The sequence below is a fragment of the Staphylococcus intermedius NCTC 11048 genome, from assembly GCF_002902385.1.
Taxonomy (GTDB): Bacteria; Bacillota; Bacilli; order Staphylococcales; family Staphylococcaceae; genus Staphylococcus; species Staphylococcus intermedius.
In genome coordinates, this window is sequence record NZ_PPQH01000038.1 from 1 (window position 1) to 17608 (window position 17608).

A 17608-nucleotide genomic window follows, 5' to 3' on the forward strand; every position below is an offset into this window, starting at 1 on the left:
TACTTAATGAATCAATACATAGTAAATGCAACTAATGGATAATTAAGATATTTGAAAGTGAAAATAAATCCGTTTTATTATGGTATTATGTATTCAATGTATAAGTCATACTGAAGACCGATATTTTTGAAATATCAAGACAGGTGACTAGAGTTCATATATAATAGCTTTGAGGTGAGAGGATGTCGTTGTTAAACAAATACACCGAAGTGGTTTACAGCTATATTATCGGTGTACTTTCAATTTTATTAAGCATCATTATCTTTATTAATATTCCACTCATTCAACAGTTTAAAGCAGGCAAACAACCGAGCACAAATATCGACAATTTGTGGGATTTTATTATGGCATTCTTTAATGAAATCATTCGAGTCATGAGTCAATATATTGGGGACATTCCACTTGCGAGCGGTATTGTCATTTTATTGTTTGGAATTTTAATGATTTTTATTGGTCGAACTTTAACGAATACAACACGATTTGATTATGATATATCCATATTATTTTTATTAGTCGGCATCATTTTCTTCGTACTGACATTAATTTTTATGTCTCAAGTTTATGGTTGGACAGCATTTATATTTATTCTTCCATTTCTTGTACATATCGGATATATCGCATACAAAGACGAATTAAATCCATTGCACCGTAAAGAACATTATTTATGGATTATATTCAGTTATGGCATTTGTTATATTATTACGCAAATTGCGCTATATGCTCGTATTGAAGCGAAAGATGTTGCTTCAATTGATGTGCTGAGTATTAATACATTTTTTGTTGTTCTATGGTTAATCGGTCAAATGGCAGTATGGAACTTCCTCTTTTTACGTCGTTCATTACCAGTGACTGAAGAAGAAATCACTGGGGAAGCGAATGCGTATTCAAGAAGTAAAAAGTATCAATTTACGAACACGTCTAAAAATCATTTTAGAGACTTTCAAGATCGTACAGCTGAGTTCACCCATGACATTTCACATCGTACGCGCCGTAGTATTGATTTAGAAAAGTTACGTCAAAAGCGTGACACAATCGGCAAAAAATGGTTTTCATGGGCTAAGTTAGAGGAAGACGATATTCCAACATTCCTCAAAATTAAACCGAAATGGTTGAATCGTAACTATGTCATGATTGCTTGTGGTGTGATTTTGTTATTCTTTATTTTGTTAGAGTTCAATAATCGTAATGCGTTATTTATGTCAGGGGATTGGCAGTTATCTCAAACACAATACGTTTATGAATGGGTCAGCTTACTTTTATTACTCATTGTTGCGATTGTCTTTATTTTTACAACAGTTGTGAGAATGTTAAGAGGGAAGTATTATTATTTACAACTATTCATGATTAGTATTTTATTCTTTAAATTACTAACGGAATATCTAGTGATTTTGTTCCACGGACTGTTATTATCAATTTTCATTACGCCGATCCTTGTACTCATGTTAGTACCAGCTATAGTGGCGTTCGTCTTACAATTGAGACAACCTGTGGACATCTATGTTGAAAAGCAACAATAATCAATAATGCAATACCTTTGATAGGGCTAGGAATACCGTTTCCTAGTCCTTTTTATATGCTCCATCCATATCATTATAAATGGATGTTCCGTTACAGTGATCGATGTGATTTGAATGACTAAAGAAAAGGTGCGGTATTGGCTTTGTAAAGAGGTCGTGAGCAAACTGCATGATAGTTTGTTGCTTGATTTTAAATTGTAACGAAAGTTTGTTTGTCAATTCATCCGTGTTAAAATCAATTTAAGGATATAAAAAGAAAGGCTGATAAAATGAAGACAGCTATTTTAAATAAAGGTAAAGAAGAAAAATACTTTAATCAATACCCACTTGTGGAGGAAGAGGATTTATTTCACCATGACCAGTTAGTAGAAGGGGATATCTTTCATCTCTTAACGTCTACACACGTGTATATTGCGACTTGTTATGTTGGACGTCAACATAAAGGATTAGGTTGGGTATTGACGTATCAAGAAGAGGAAGTCATTGATCAAGCATTTTTTGAACAATTATTTACACAAGCGCTAGAAGTCCGTCAATATTACTATCAAATTGAGGGAACGAATGCATTTCGCTTATTTAATGGTGAAGGTGATGGCGTGGGTGGTCTCACGATTGACAACTATGATGGCCACTTATTAATTCAATGGTACTCAGAGGGGATCTATCGTTTTCGTCAACAGATTGTACGTGCGATTCAAAACATTTTTGATTATACGTCAATTTATGAAAAAACACGTTTCAAACATCAAACTATTGAAGGCGGATTTGTAGACGGTAGCGCACCTGAATTTCCGATTGTCGTTGAAGAGAATTTCACGTTTTACAATGTACACCTTGATGATGGTCCTATGACGGGGATTTTCTTGGACCAAAAAGAAGTGCGCAAAAAAATAAGAGATTATTACGCGAAAGGGCGTCAATTACTCAATTTATTTAGCTACACTGGGGTATTTTCAGTGATCGCCGCAACAGCTGATAGCAAAACGACGAGTGTAGACTTGGCCAATCGCTCACGTCAGTTGACTGAAGAGAACTTTGGCTTGAATGGCATTGATCCGAAGTCACAACATATCTACGTGATGGATACATTTGATTACTATAAATATGCACTGCGACATGGCTTACGCTACGACACGATTGTCATTGATCCACCGAGTTTTGCGCGCAATAAAAAGAAAACATTTTCTGTGACAAAAGATTATGACAAGTTAATTGAAGGGGCACTCAGTATTTTAAACCCAGGTGGCAGTCTCGTGTTAAGTACAAATCATAGTGCCTATCCTCTTAAAGCATTTAAGAATACGGTGAAACAAACGATTGAAAAACAAGGTCTTTCGTATGAAATCAATGAAGTGATGGGCTTACCAAAGGACTTTAAAACACATCCACACTATAAACCGTCAAAATATTTAAAAGTCATTTTTATTACGATAAAGTAGTAAAATTTTAAAAAAAGGGGTATAGAGGTGAAGAAGTTTCAAAATGAGGTGAGTATGGAAGATGAATTTTAAACAAAAAATTTCTGAAACGGTAGGGAATAAGGTACTAGGTATTGAAAAGGTGAATCAAAAAGATGCATTACCAACAACTGAACAGGATGTGCGTGCGAGACGTGATCGTGCTGAATCGATTGTGAGAAAGAAAGCATTGCTCTCATCAGGTGCGACGGTTGTACCTATTCCTGTATTTGATTTTGGAATGGACATGAAATTGATGCGTGAGGTCATTGAAGATGTGAACAAAGTATACGGCTTAGATCATCAACAAGTAAATCAAATGAGTGATGACATGAAAAACCGCATATTGATGGCAGCGGGTATTCAAGGGAGCCAATTGATTGGTAAAAAAGTATCGAGTGGTTTGTTGAAAGTTTTCGTACGTGATGTTGCCAAACGAACAGCGGCGAAACAGACACGTTGGTTTCCGATTGTAGGACAAGCCGTTTCAGCATCTATTAGCTATTATTTTATGGTTAAAGTCGGCAAAGACCATATTCAAAAATGCGAAAATGTAGTAAAATCATTACTATAGCATGTAAAAAATTTCACAAAGCATTATGAATGCCGTTAAAAAAGAGATGTCTAGACATTTACGAATTGAATTTAAATATAGAATTTGGTAATGTAATGCTATGTAGCGAAGTTAAATATAATTTATGCTAGTAAATCTAGAAGTAGAAGGAGTAAGATGACAGATGGAACAACAATCATATGTAATTATTGACGAAACAGGTATTCACGCACGTCCTGCAACAATGCTTGTTCAAACAGCTTCAAAATTCGATTCAGATATTCAATTAGAGTATAACGGTAAAAAAGTTAACTTAAAATCGATCATGGGTGTTATGAGCTTAGGTGTGGGTAAAGACGCAGAAATTACAATTTATGCTGACGGTAGCGATGAAAAAGACGCAATCGACGCAATCACTGAAGTATTATCTAAAGAAGGATTAACAAAATAATGTCAAATATTATTAAGGGAATTGCAGCTTCTGATGGTGTTGCTATTGCCAAAGCGTATCTGCTCGTAGAACCCGATTTAAGTTTTAGTAACGAAAAAACGGACAACCCGGAAGCGGAAGTCCAAAAATTTAATGAGGCGCTTAACAACTCTAAAATTGAATTAACGAAAATTCGTAATCATGCAGAGGAACAATTAGGTGCGGATAAAGCGGCTATCTTTGACGCACATTTACTCGTTTTAGATGATCCTGAATTAATTCAACCAATTGAAGAGAAAATTAAAAATGAAAGTGCGAGTGCACCTCAAGCATTAACTGAAGTAACACAAGGCTTCATTACGATTTTTGAATCAATGGACAACGAATATATGAAGGAACGTGCAGCGGATATTCGTGACGTTTCTAAGCGTGTATTAGCGCATATTTTAGGGGTGGAACTACCAAATCCGAGTATCATTGATGAAAGCGTCATCATTGTGGCTCACGACTTGACGCCATCTGATACTGCACAGTTAAATAAGCAATATGTTCAAGGATTCGTTACGAACATTGGTGGCCGTACTTCACATTCAGCAATTATGAGTCGCTCATTAGAGATTCCTGCTGTTGTAGGTACAAAATCCATTTCAGAGTCTGTTCAACAAGGGGACATGGTCATTGTCGATGGTTTAACAGGGGACGTTATTGTTAATCCGTCAGATGATGAAATCAAAGCGTATCAACATAAGCGTGAATCTTTCTTTGCAGATCGTGAAGCGTTGAAACAATTACGTGATGAACCATCAAAAACTTTAGATGGTCATGAAGTAGAACTTGCGGCAAACATTGGTACACCGAATGATTTAGAAGGTGTGCACAACAATGGTGCAGAAGGTATCGGTTTATATCGTACTGAATTCCTTTATATGGGTCGCGATAACATGCCGACTGAAGATGAACAATTTGAAGCGTACAAAAAAGTACTTGAATCAATGGAAGGTAAACGCGTTGTCGTACGTACGTTAGATATCGGTGGCGACAAAGAACTTCCATATTTAAACTTACCTGAAGAAATGAACCCATTCTTAGGTTACCGTGCGATTCGTTTATGTTTAGATCAACCTGAAATTTTCCGTCCACAATTACGTGCATTATTAAGAGCTTCAGCATACGGTAAATTGAATATTATGTTCCCAATGGTGGCAACGATTCAAGAATTCCGTGATGCGAAAGCGTTACTTCTTGAAGAAAAGGAAAACTTGAAACAAGAAGGCGTAGAAGTGAGCGACGATATCGAATTAGGTATCATGGTTGAAATCCCTGCAACAGCCGCACTTGCAGATGTATTTGCGAAAGAAGTGGATTTCTTCAGTATCGGTACAAACGATTTAATTCAATACACAATGGCTGCAGACCGTATGTCAGAACGTGTATCTTATCTTTACCAACCATATAATCCATCAATCTTACGTTTAATTAAACAAGTGATTGACGCTTCTCACCAAGAGGGCAAATGGACAGGTATGTGTGGTGAAATGGCTGGTGACGAAACAGCAATTCCATTATTAATTGGTTTAGGATTAGATGAGTTCTCAATGAGTGCGACTTCTATCTTAAAAGCACGTCGTCAAATTAAAGATTTAAGCCGTACTGAAATGGTACAATTAGCAGATCGTGCATTAAATTGTGCAACTGTTGATGAAGTTGTTGACCTTGTCAAAGAGAAAACAACAAAGGCTTAATTGAATATATCAAAAGAGATTGAGTCATGCCGTTTTGTGACTCAGTCTCTTTTTTATACTGAAAAATCTCACTTCATATTTATTGTGGAATTAAAGGGGATATATCAGATAGTATGATTAAAATTTTATTAATAAAACAAAAAGGCTGAGTTAATTTACTCAGCCTTTATCTTCTCAATGCATATCATCCAGTCTTATGGACATATATCGATTAATGATATTAAAACAAAGCAAAAAATGATGATGAATGGGCCGTCACCATTGGATGTTATGGAAGTGTCTCCATCTACGCAAATGAACAGTATTCAAACGATGGGGTCACGCTTGAATCCCTAGCTTTTTGTTCAATAAATCTAAATCGACTTGATACATCGGTTCATCATTAATCAGAATAAAAGGTGTTGAAAAAGCATCACGATCAATCATTTCATTACGATACGTTGAATTGGCAATGTTTCGTTCTTCAAATGGGACCTTGTGATTTTCAAGATATTGTTTGACGAATGAACAGGGTGGACATTCATTTTGTGTATAAATAATAACTTCAGACATAGAGACGCCTACTTTCTTATCAATTGTTGTTATATGTTAATCGACACTTCAATAAAATGCAACTGAATTGGCTTTCCAAAATTGACAAATTTTAGTCATGTCATTAAATTGTCAAAGTCAAAATGAACATAATTATATAAATGTGACCTACACATTGTTTATAATGAAGGGACATTTTCATTATAGAGAAGGAGGTCATGGAATGGATGCAGTGGACATTAGTCGATTTTTGACGGGAATGACACTTGCAGTCCACATTATTTTTGCAACGATTGGTGTAGGTATGCCACTTTTCTTTGCGATGGCAGAGTTTATCGCTATTCGAAAGAAAAGTGCTCAATATATGGCATTAGCTCAACGTTGGGCTAAGGGATATACGATTACCGTGGCAGTAGGCGTAGTAACAGGGACCATTATAGGTTTACAATTATCATTACTATGGCCTACATTTATGCGAATAGGTGGGCACGTCATTGCTTTACCATTATTTATGGAAACATTTGCGTTTTTCTTTGAGGCGATTTTCTTAAGTATTTATTTATACACATGGAATCGTTTCAAAAATCAGTGGATTCACTTTTTGATTAGTATTCCAGTGATTATTGGAGGTACATTTTCAGCGTTCTTTATTACGTCGGTCAATTCGTTTATGAACACGCCGGCCGGTATGGTCATTGAAAATGGGCGCATGGTCAATGTGGATCCAATAGCAGCGATGTTTAACGCGTCATTTTTCGTCAGATCATTTCATGTTGTTGCAACGGCACTCATGACAATGGCATTTATTTTCGCAAGTATAGCAGCGTTTAAATTACTTAAAAACAAAATTGAAAAGGATCGTCGTTATCATCAAGCCGCACTAAAGATGACGATGATTGCAGGACTCATTTTTTCAATGTTATCAATGTTAGCAGGGGACTTATCAGCGAAGTTTTTACATCAAGAACAACCTGAGAAGCTTGCAGCATATGAGTGGCATTTTAATACAGAGTCACAAGCGGATCTCGTGTTATTCGGTGTACTCGATGAATCAACACAAGAAGTGAAGGGCGCCATTCATATTCCAGGTGCGTTGAGCTTTTTATCTGATTCAAGTTTTGATACAGAAGTCAAAGGGTTAAATGAATTCCCAGAAGATGAATTACCACCATTAATTGTTCATTACTTCTTTGATTTAATGGTATTCTTTGGTATTTTCTGTTTTATGGTATCGTTAGCTTATGTGGTGGCGCTATGGGTTAAAAGATTCAATCCACATCATAAATGGTTGCTCTATGCGACATTGTTATGTGGTCCAGCAGCCATGTTAGCGATTGAATTTGGCTGGTTCTTAACGGAGCTTGGGCGTCAACCTTGGATTGTGAGAGGCTATTTAAAAGTACAAGATGCCGCGACCGATGCAAGTGGACTCGTGTTTGTAACGATTTTATTTGCATTGCTGTATTTCGTGCTGTTATTCTCAGCCACATACGTGCTTGTGCGCATGTTTAAAAATAAACCGGCCTATCAGCACATTGAAAGTTTAAATCAACGAGGTGATGCATGATGAGTTATGAAGTAATAGGGATAACAGTACTCTGGATTTTCTTATTTGGTTATATCATCGTCGCTTCGATTGATTTCGGCGCAGGATTTTTCTCATTACATGCAAAATTATTTGGACAATCGCACTATATTAATAACTTAATTCAACGTTATCTGAACCCAGTGTGGGAAGTGACCAACGTATTTTTTGTCTTTTTCTTTGTAGGTATTGTCGGATTTTTCCCTGACACAGCATATTATTATGGCACAGTATTATTAGTACCAGGTTCGATCGCGCTGATTTTACTATCAATTCGAGGGGCTTTTTACGCTTTCGAAAACTATGGTCAAGATAGTAAGTTGTCTTGGCTCATGTTATATGCGGTATCGGGATTACTGATTCCTGCATCACTCTCAACAGCATTAACGATTTCTGAAGGTGGTTATATCACTGAATCAGCTTCTGGAAAAATTGATTTGAATTGGACAGAATTACTATTAAGTCCATTCGGATGGGCAGTCGTCCTGTTAGCCATTGTGTCTGTGCTTTACATTTCATCAGGATTTTTAACATTTTATGCGCACCGTGCCAACGATAAACCGGCATATCTATTGACGCGAAAATGGTTTTTAATGTGGGGCGCACCAATGATCATGATGTCATTGTTTGTCTTTTTATCATTAAGAATTCAAAATGAAGCACATTTTATGTCAGCGGTGTTTGATTACGGCTGGTTATTTATCATCAGTTTCATCGCTTTTGTCATTGCGGGTGTGTTGACACTCTTAAAAAAAGCACATGGCATTGCCTTCATTTTTGTCGTGATTCAAATGGGCACAGCCTTTTTCGGATATGGATTAAGCAAGTTGCCATACATTTTATATCCGTACGTGCATATTGACGACGCGGTCACAAATGATAGTATGGCGTTAGTGTTAACCATCGCCTTTATCGGTGGCTTAGTGTTATTATTACCTTCACTCTTTTTCATATTTAAATTGTTCGTATTTGATAAAGAATACGTTCGTGGTAAAAAATAAGCTAAGCCAGTAAAACGGTGCATCATTAACTGTTTTGTAGTAATATGATAATAGTATTGAATATGTGTGTGGCTTAAAGTATAGGATGTTAGACATCTGAATGCTTTGAGCCCACATTTTTAATTTAACTTAATTCAGGAGGCCAAAAATGGATAAAGAGTATGTAGTCATTGGTCTAGGTCGCTTCGGCGGTAGTATTGTAAGAGAATTGAACGCATTGGATATGGATGTCATGGCAATCGATAAAGATGAAAACCGTGTCGATGAATATAGTGATATTGCGACACATGCCGTTGTGGCTGATACGACTGACGAAGCCGTTATGAAAAGTTTAGGTATCCGAAATTTTGATCACGTCATCGTGGCAATTGGAGAAAATATTCAAGCAAGCACGTTAACAACATTGATTCTTAAAGAGCTTGGTGTTAAAAAGGTGACGGCTAAAGCACAAAACGATTATCACGCCAAAATTTTAAATAAAATTGGTGCCGATACAGTTGTGCATCCTGAAAGAGACATGGGTCGCCGTATTGCACATAATGTGGCGAGTGCAACTGTGCTCGATTATTTAGAGCTTTCTGATGAACACTCCATTGTAGAAATTAAAGCGAGTGAAACGATGGCCGGACAAACACTTATCGATTTAGATATACGTGCGAAGTTTGGGATTAATATTATTGCGATTAAAAGAGGCAAGGAAATCATCGTCGCACCCGATCCAGATATGGGATTAGAATTTGATGATATTTTAATTATGATTGGTCACGATAATGATTTAACACGTTTTGAAAAGAAAATGGCACATTAATCATTGAGAAGTGGAATGGGGAGACTGTTCCGCTTTTTTGTGTTCATCGTGAGTGGTAAAACAGGCGATAGAGATAAATGTAATGTGCAAAATTAAGTGTACTTTTTTATTTTAATGCGTTATGATGTGAGCAGGGAGATTAAAAAAGTGTAAATTGATAATGACAAATGTGGCATCCAACCATTTGTAGTCAGATCATCCACTATCCAAAGCGCTGATTTGAGTGATGTTTCGCCTTAAATTTTAAGAATATTTTGACAAAAGGTGATTACTATGAATGTGATAAACTTTATAAGACTTGTAACGTTCCTCGTGTTGATTAGTTTTGTTGTTGTTTACTTTACGATGGGTTTTGAATGGTTAGGTCACATATTAATTTGGATACTGCTCATTCTCACTTTAATTTTTCGACATTATAAAATTAAAGAAGACAAAAAGCATGGTTGGTAATAGCGATCGATTGTTGTATAAATAATCGACAAAGTTAGCGAAAATGGATAAAAAATCTCTCAAGTATAGGACGAACAACATCGCGCATTTCAGTCCTTACGCATAAAAAAACAGAGACGAAGACATTATGTTTTTCTAGTCTCTGTTTCTATTTATGGGCTAATATCTATGACTTAAGATTAAACCGTCGAAAAATAAGAATGTATTGGACATAAATAATTAGATGCTATTGAGTTTATTCATTTAAACAACTTGCCCTAAGTGACTACATTTGATGTAAGGTTGCCCGGAAGGCTGAGACTCCTGAGGGATGAGCTGGTCCGGAAAATCCACTAACGCTTCAACAAATGTAACAGTTTAATCAAGCGTTAGTTAGTTGAAGGGCCAGCCCCTAGGAATGCGAAGCCATGAGGGCAATCAAAAACTAAAATGTTTGGAATAGGGCAAGTGAAACAAACGACAATATCAATAGCATCAAAAATTTTTATATCTTATCCTCGTTTCCTTATTGATACATCTATTTTTCGTTCACTTTCATAATGACAGGTAAAATCATTGGTTTACGTGCTGTTTTCTCAAACAAGTACGGTTGCAATGTTTCGATAATAGATGATTTCACTTGATGCCATTGAATATTTTCATTGTTATTCAATTTATAGATGACATCTTGCTTAATTTTCTTTTGTGCATCGTAAATGAGTTGACCAGATTCACGCATGTAGACAAAGCCGCGTGAAATAATGTCTGGGCCTGATAGCAATTGATTTTTGTTAAAGTCAATGCTGACGACGACAATCACTAGACCTTCTTCAGACAATAACTTACGGTCGCGAATGACAACATTACCGATATCACCAATACCGCTACCATCGACGAGCACATTACCTGATGGGATACGACCTGCTGTACGTGCACTGTCGCGTGTCAATGCTAATACGTCACCAATATCATGAATGAAGACATTTTCTTCTGGCACGCCACAATCGACACCCGTTTGACCGTGTGCTACGAGCATACGATACTCACCGTGAATAGGTAAGAAGTATTTCGGTCTAATTAAGCGTAACATCAACTGTTGATCACCTTGAGAACCGTGACCAGACGTATGGATATTTGAAATCTTACTATGAATGACTTCAGCACCCGCTTGATACAATGCATTGATTGTACGGTTAATGCTCTTCGTATTACCTGGGATAGGTGAAGAACTGAATACAACAGTATCTTCAGGTATGATTTTGATTTGTTTATGTGTTCCATTTGCGATACGTGATAACGCCGCCATCGGTTCACCTTGCGAGCCGGTACATAAAATTAATAATTCATGTTTTGGAATGCTATTAATTTTGTTTGGTTCAACGAATGTTTCAGGGGGTGCTTTAATGTACCCCAACTCTGTTCCAATTTTGATATTGTTTTCCATCGAACGACCAAACGTCACGATTTTACGGTTGTATTTCACTGCGGCTTCGACTGCTTGTTGAACACGATAAATGTTTGACGCGAAAGTCGCAAAAATAATACGTCCTGTACAATTACGGAAAATTTTATCTACGTTTTGACCCACTTCACGTTCACTCAATGTAAAGTCTGGCACAAGTGAATTGGTAGAGTCAGAAAGTAAGCAGAGTACGCCTTCATCACCAAGTTGCGCCATTTTACCAATGTTGGCTGGTGCGCCGACGGGTGTAAAGTCAAACTTAAAGTCACCGGTATGCACGATTTTACCTTCAGGCGTATCGACAATCACACCGTATGCTTCAGGAATACTGTGTGTCGTCAAATAAAAACTGATTTTAAAATGTTTTGAGTCAATGACTGTATCTTCATCGATTTCAATCAGTTCTGCTTGACGTAATAAATGATGTTCTTCTAATTTATTACGAATTAAACCGAGTGCAAGTGGACCACTGTAGATCGGTACATTAATCTTTTTGAGCAGGTAGGGCACACCACCGATATGATCTTCGTGACCATGTGTGATAATTAAACCTACAATTTTATCTTGATTTTGTTCAAGATACGTGTAGTCTGGAATGACATAATCGATACCAAGTAAATTATCATCGGGGAATTTAATTCCTGCATCAATGATTACAATTTCATCTTTATACTCGATGGCATAAGTGTTTTTACCGACTTCACCTAAACCACCTAACGCGTATATGCCAACTTCATTTTTTTGAAGTTGTTTCATTATTGTGCGCGCTCCACATTAAAATGTTCTGATTGTTGTTCATACTCTAAATGTGCGCCCTCTAATTTAGTTATGAATTCAATATTGTAGTTGCGTTCTTTTAAATAACAACGAACTTGTTCTTCTGATTGTGCTTCAACATAAATACTTTGAGTGTTTTCACGAACGATGACTTCATCGCGATTATGTTGATAAAAAACTTTAAAAATTGACATATATTTTTTCCTCCTAAGTTGGATCACTTATCTTTAATTGATTGATTTGCTTGGACTATTGTAATGAAGAGTGAAAATAAAAAACATGAATCGAATATGTATTTTTAAATATGTCTACATCATTCAATTCACCAGTCATTCACTGCTCATATTCAATATGTATAGCAGATATTAAATTTCCGTTCTCGATTGAGTGTATGGCTTGCACGCACACAGCCCAGTTGGTTTTATTTTACATGATGTGATCGAATAAATAAAGTGGAATGTGATAAACTAAAGAGTATCTTATAATTAAATGAATACAACCTCATTTAAAATTCCCCGAAATAGGTGATGAAGATGAAAAATGCGAGTCAATTACTAGAAGAAGTTAAAAATGAACGAAACCGGGAAGATAAGTTTTTGTACGAAATTCAATTTGAAGTAAGACGTAATGAAGTAACGATGTTTTTTGAATATGAAGAAGTTCAAACGACGACGCAAGAAGCGCATTATTTTAAAAGACATAATCATGACCCTGAAATTTTGGATATTGAAACATTTGAAACACTTAAAAAGGCATTGGATGAAGAAGGCATTCGTTACAAACAACGTAGAGACATGTTTATGTAACGTATCGGATGATTTGAATTGATATCAGAGCATAAAAATGGCGGCAAAGGATGAACTTTACCGCTATTTTTATACCTTAAAATTGTGCAAATGAAAAAAGAAGGGAGGGGACATAAAAATTTTTGATGCTATTGATGCAATATTTTTGTTAAACTTGCCCTTTCGCTATGAAGTGTGTGTTTGATTGACTTCATGGCTTCCCTTTCCTAGGGGCTGGTCCTTCGACTAACTAACGCATGATTAAACTGTTACATTTGTTGAGGCGTTAGTGGATTCTGGGAGCAGTACAGAAATCTCATGTTCGACAAAGATTTCGTAGTACTGCCCCCGCAAGGCTGACTAGACTTCTCAAAAGCATCAGCATTGAGAAGTCAGACAGCTACTGCGATAAACATCATCCACTATTAAAGTAAAGAAGGAACTGTTAGCAGTATGTATGCATACCCTCAGGAGTCTCAGCCTTCAGGCAATCTCACTCCAAATATAGGAAACAGAGGGCAAGTTAATGAAATGAATACAATCCATATCATCAATTTTTTATGTCTCATTCATTCTCATTTTTCGACGATGTTATCATCAAAAATGGATATAAATCCATCAATTGACATAGACTGAGATAACTCAATGTCCCAATCCCTCTAAACGATAAGCAAAATAAAAATATGAAATGTAAAATCAGATAAAGTCCATGATAGCAATTAAGAAAATCTAAAAGGGTTATCAATGAGAAGAATTGGGTTAAATATTTCAAGGTAAGACAATCAAAATTTTCATGTCCCGGTCTTAGTTTTCTTTATCATTTGCTTAATCCATTTTGTTCATATTAAACTTCCATCGCACCTTTTTTAGGCTGCAATGGATGGTCTTGGTCGATATGATCGTAAAACAGTACGCCATTAAGATGATCCAATTCATGCTGTACGACAATGGCTGCATAACCTTTTAAGCGTAAGTTTATTTCATTGCCATCGATGTCATAACCTTTAAGTTTGATGCGGTAGTGGCGATGAACGAGGCCTGGAATATCCTCATCCACACTCAAGCAACCTTCACCTGTTGGCAAGTATGCATCTTGAACACTATGGCTCACAATTTTTGGATTTACAATAGCAAAATCATATGAACGGCCTTCACCATCATCAGGTAAATAAACCGCAAACATGCGTTTCGGTACATTAATTTGAGGTGCCGCTAATCCAACACCACTACGTAATTGATATTTTTCAGCAATTTCTGGGTCTTGACTATTTTTTAAAAACGTTTGCATATCTAATAAAGTTTGTCGTTCTTCTTCAGTTAATGGGAACTCCACTTCATTTGCTCTTTGGCGAAGTGTAGGATGTCCATCTCTTATAATATCTTTCATTGTTAACATGTTTGACACCTTCCTTATTTTAATAATATATCAAAAAAATTCCATAAAGTGATAGTCGAAAACTTACAAAATAAAAATGTATAGAGACAGAATTTTAACATCTACTTTCAATACGCTTACGAAAGGTGGGGGTGTGCATTTGTTGGTGAATGATGTGAAACAGGACTAAAAATGTGCGAATGAATATTTGAATTATAGCGCTAATTTCATTAATATTACGAGTGACGGATAAGGAGGTCTCCAGAATGAAATTTCAAAAAACAATTGGAGTAGCAGTTGCAGCAACATTTTTATTAGCAGGTTGTAGCAAAGATGGTGAACATATTGAAAAGTACAATGATGGACTAGAAAATATGCAAAAAGCTGAAGCGCCTATTCAAGACGTGAATAAAGAAATGAATAAGCTTGAAAAAGAAAAAGAAAAACTATCAAAAGAAATTAGTGGTAAAAATATCGCTGAAGTGCAAGATAAAGTAGATCAGGTTCTCGATAATGCGGAAAAACGTGAAAAACAACTGAAAAAAGAAGTTGAAGCGATGAATAATTCTAAAAAAGCATTCGAAAAGGCAAAAGCAGCATCAAACCAAATTGAAGACGAAAATGATAAAAAAGAGTTTGATGAATTGAATAAAGCCATTGAAGAAAAAAATAAGAAACATGACGCTTTTGTCAAAGGATATCAAGATGTCATCGATAAAGAAAAAGCATTATTCAGTTATTTTAAAGAAGAATCAGGTTCACAAGAGGAAGTAGACAAGCGTTCCAAAGCATTATCAGATGTTCAAAAAAATATGCAGAAAAAAATAGAGGACTATACGAAAGTAATACGTAAAGTACAAACAGAAAAGCAAGACGTGGATGAAATCGCTAACAAATAACTGTAACAGTTTGGAAGAAAAGGTATAACAGTTGCCTCTACTGTTGCCGTATCAAGTGTTACAGAACTTTGGTAAAACTGTTTAACAGTTCTTATATTTTGTGTTATACTAGAGTAAGTCGAATGTTATTTATTTTATAAACGGGAAAGGTATGGTGAATTGCATGGTTACTAAGTTAAACAACCAGTTCGATGCTGAAAAAGTATTGAAAGATACTGAGTCAAAATTTGAAATGGTTCAAATCTTAGATGCAGATGGAAATGTAACAAATGAAGATTTACTTCCGGACTTATCGGATGAGCAGTTAGTAGAATTAATGAGAAGAATGGTTTGGACACGTATTTTAGACCAACGTTCAATCTCATTAAACAGACAAGGACGTTTAGGTTTCTATGCGCCAACTGCTGGTCAAGAAGCATCACAACTTGCTTCACAATTCGCATTAGAGCAAGAAGACTTTATTCTTCCTGGTTACCGTGATGTACCACAATTAATTTGGCACGGCTTACCATTAACAAAAGCTTTCTTATTCTCACGTGGTCACTTCGTAGGGAATCAAATGCCTGAAGGTGTGAATGCATTAAGTCCACAAATCATTATTGGTGCACAATACATCCAAACAGCGGGTGTTGCCTTAGGTCTTAAAAAGCGTGGCAAAAAAGCAGTAGCGATTACGTATACAGGAGACGGTGGTTCTTCACAAGGTGATTTCTATGAAGGTATCAACTTTGCTTCAGCATACAAAGTGCCTGCAATTTTCGTCATTCAAAATAACAATTACGCGATCTCAACACCACGTGATAAACAAACTGCAGCACAAACATTAGCGCAAAAAGCGATTGCAGTAGGTATCCCTGGTATCCAAGTTGACGGTATGGATGCATTAGCAGTATACCAAGCAACGAAAGAAGCGCGTGACCGTGCGATTAATGGTGAAGGTCCAACATTAATCGAGACAATGACATATCGTTATGGTCCACATACAATGGCTGGTGACGATCCAACTAAATATAGAACATCTGATGAAGATTCAGAGTGGGAGAAAAAAGATCCACTTGTTCGCTTCAGAAAATTCTTAGAAAACAAAGGCTTATGGTCTGAAGAAAAAGAAAATGAAGTTATCGAACAAGCTAAAAATGAAATCAAAGCAGCGATTAAAGAGGCTGACAGCACTGAAAAACAAACAGTGACTTCATTAATGGAAATCATGTATGAAGATATGCCTGCAAACTTAAAAGAACAATATGAAATCTACAAAGAGAAGGAGTCGAAATAGGCCATGGCACAAATGACAATGGTTCAAGCGATTAACAACGCGTTAGCAACTGAACTTAAAAATGACGAAAACACTTTGTTATTTGGTGAAGACGTTGGTGTTAACGGTGGTGTATTCCGTGTAACTGAGGGATTACAAAAAGAATTCGGTGAAGACCGTGTATTTGATACACCTTTAGCTGAATCAGGTATCGGTGGTTTAGCATTAGGTCTTTCAACTCAAGGATACCGTCCAATTATGGAAGTCCAATTCTTAGGTTTCGTATTTGAAGTATTCGATTCTGTTGCAGGACAAATCGCACGTCATCGTTTCCGTTCAGGTAACTCAAAAGTAGCACCAGTTACAGTTCGTGCGCCATTCGGTGGTGGTGTACATACACCAGAATTGCACGCTGATAACTTAGAAGGTATTTTAGCACAATCACCAGGTTTAAAAGTGGTGATTCCATCTGGTCCATACGACGCAAAAGGTTTATTAATCGAAAGTATCCGTAGCAATGATCCAGTTGTTTATTTAGAGCACATGAAATTATACCGTTCATTCCGTGAAGAAGTACCTGAAGAAGAGTACACAATTGAAATCGGTAAAGCAAACGTTAAACGTGAAGGTACTGACTTAACAATCATCACATACGGTGCGATGGTTCAAGAGTCAATGAAAGCTGCTGAAGAACTTGAAAAAGACGGTTACTCTGTTGAAGTGATTGACTTACGTACAGTTCAACCATTAGACGTTGATACACTTGTAAAATCAACTGAAAAAACTGGCCGTGTTGTTGTTGTTCAAGAAGCACAAAAACAAGCGGGTGTAGGTGCAAATGTTGTCGCTGAATTATCAGAACGTGCGATTCTTTCATTAGAAGCACCAATCGGACGTGTTGCAGCACCAGATACAATTTATCCATTTACACAAGCTGAGAACGTTTGGTTACCAAACAAAACGGACATCGTAGAACAAGCGAAGAAAACTTTAGAATTTTAA

At 36.4% G+C, this 17608-nt stretch carries 16 protein-coding genes; 12 read left to right on the forward strand and 4 right to left on the reverse strand.

What is annotated here, in order from left to right:
* The first annotated feature begins 182 nt into the window (after positions 1–182).
* The 5 genes from auxA to ptsP all read left to right on the forward strand — a co-directional run bounded on the left by auxA (position 183) and on the right by ptsP (position 5699).
* Positions 183–1517, forward strand: a complete 1335-nt coding sequence (auxA, locus tag CD138_RS08410; protein WP_019168259.1) for a lipoteichoic acid stability factor AuxA — start codon at positions 183–185, stop codon at positions 1515–1517.
* 269 nt (positions 1518–1786) lie between these two features.
* Positions 1787–2956, forward strand: coding sequence for a class I SAM-dependent rRNA methyltransferase (locus tag CD138_RS08415; RefSeq protein ID WP_019168258.1), 1170 nt, complete (start codon positions 1787–1789; stop codon positions 2954–2956).
* A gap of 61 nt (positions 2957–3017) precedes the next feature.
* The gene (locus tag CD138_RS08420) at positions 3018–3548 is read left to right on the forward strand and encodes a hypothetical protein (protein ID WP_019168257.1); all 531 of its coding nucleotides are present in this window, start codon (positions 3018–3020) and stop codon (positions 3546–3548) included.
* Between the two features lie 163 nt (positions 3549–3711).
* Positions 3712–3978 carry a phosphocarrier protein HPr gene (locus CD138_RS08425; protein WP_019165588.1) on the forward strand — a complete coding sequence of 89 codons (267 nt, stop codon included), beginning with the start codon at positions 3712–3714 and terminating at the stop codon, positions 3976–3978.
* Positions 3978–5699, forward strand: coding sequence for a phosphoenolpyruvate--protein phosphotransferase (ptsP, locus tag CD138_RS08430; RefSeq protein ID WP_019168256.1), 1722 nt, complete (start codon positions 3978–3980; stop codon positions 5697–5699). The genes CD138_RS08425 and ptsP overlap by 1 nt, the downstream gene beginning before the upstream one ends.
* 318 nt (positions 5700–6017) lie before the next feature.
* Here ptsP and CD138_RS08435 read toward each other — a convergent pair whose 3' ends face one another.
* Entirely contained in the window at positions 6018–6251 is a 234-nt protein-coding gene (locus CD138_RS08435; protein ID WP_019168255.1) for a glutaredoxin family protein, read from the reverse strand.
* A 202-nt stretch (positions 6252–6453) separates the two neighbouring features.
* On the opposite strand from CD138_RS08435, the gene CD138_RS08440 reads away from it, so the two are divergent.
* The 3 genes from CD138_RS08440 (at position 6454) to CD138_RS08450 (ending at position 9624) form a co-directional block, all read left to right on the forward strand.
* Positions 6454–7797: a cytochrome ubiquinol oxidase subunit I gene (locus CD138_RS08440; RefSeq protein ID WP_019168254.1), complete on the forward strand. Its 1344-nt coding sequence runs from the start codon at positions 6454–6456 to the stop codon at positions 7795–7797.
* Complete coding sequence (locus CD138_RS08445) at positions 7797–8816, forward strand: cytochrome d ubiquinol oxidase subunit II (protein ID WP_019168253.1); 1020 nt, start codon at positions 7797–7799, stop codon at positions 8814–8816. Before CD138_RS08440 ends, CD138_RS08445 begins: the two co-directional genes overlap by 1 nt.
* A gap of 148 nt (positions 8817–8964) precedes the next feature.
* Entirely contained in the window at positions 8965–9624 is a 660-nt protein-coding gene (locus CD138_RS08450) for a potassium channel family protein (protein ID WP_014614257.1), read from the forward strand.
* A 967-nt stretch (positions 9625–10591) separates the two neighbouring features.
* Here the strand turns inward: CD138_RS08450 and rnjA are convergent.
* On the reverse strand, positions 10592–12271 hold the full coding sequence (rnjA, locus tag CD138_RS08455; protein ID WP_019168251.1) for a ribonuclease J1: 1680 nt from the start codon (positions 12269–12271) through the stop codon (positions 10592–10594).
* A complete protein-coding gene (locus CD138_RS08460) occupies positions 12271–12486 on the reverse strand; it encodes a DNA-dependent RNA polymerase subunit epsilon (RefSeq protein WP_019168250.1) in 216 nt (71 codons plus the stop codon). Before CD138_RS08460 ends, rnjA begins: the two co-directional genes overlap by 1 nt.
* 339 nt (positions 12487–12825) lie before the next feature.
* Here CD138_RS08460 and CD138_RS08465 point away from each other — a divergent pair, with 339 nt between their 5' ends.
* Positions 12826–13098, forward strand: a complete 273-nt coding sequence (locus tag CD138_RS08465) for a hypothetical protein (protein WP_019168249.1) — start codon at positions 12826–12828, stop codon at positions 13096–13098.
* An 823-nt stretch (positions 13099–13921) separates the two neighbouring features.
* Here the strand turns inward: CD138_RS08465 and def are convergent.
* Positions 13922–14473, reverse strand: a complete 552-nt coding sequence (gene def, locus CD138_RS08470) for a peptide deformylase (RefSeq protein ID WP_019169220.1) — start codon at positions 14471–14473, stop codon at positions 13922–13924.
* A gap of 245 nt (positions 14474–14718) precedes the next feature.
* Here def and CD138_RS08475 point away from each other — a divergent pair, with 245 nt between their 5' ends.
* The 3 genes from CD138_RS08475 to CD138_RS08485 all read left to right on the forward strand — a co-directional run bounded on the left by CD138_RS08475 (position 14719) and on the right by CD138_RS08485 (position 17608).
* A complete protein-coding gene (locus CD138_RS08475; RefSeq protein WP_019169219.1) occupies positions 14719–15351 on the forward strand; it encodes a YkyA family protein in 633 nt (210 codons plus the stop codon).
* A 163-nt stretch (positions 15352–15514) separates the two neighbouring features.
* Positions 15515–16627, forward strand: coding sequence for a pyruvate dehydrogenase (acetyl-transferring) E1 component subunit alpha (gene pdhA, locus CD138_RS08480; protein WP_019165578.1), 1113 nt, complete (start codon positions 15515–15517; stop codon positions 16625–16627).
* A 3-nt stretch (positions 16628–16630) separates the two neighbouring features.
* Positions 16631–17608 (forward strand): alpha-ketoacid dehydrogenase subunit beta, encoded by a 978-nt coding sequence (locus CD138_RS08485; RefSeq protein ID WP_019169218.1) that lies wholly within the window; start codon positions 16631–16633, stop codon positions 17606–17608.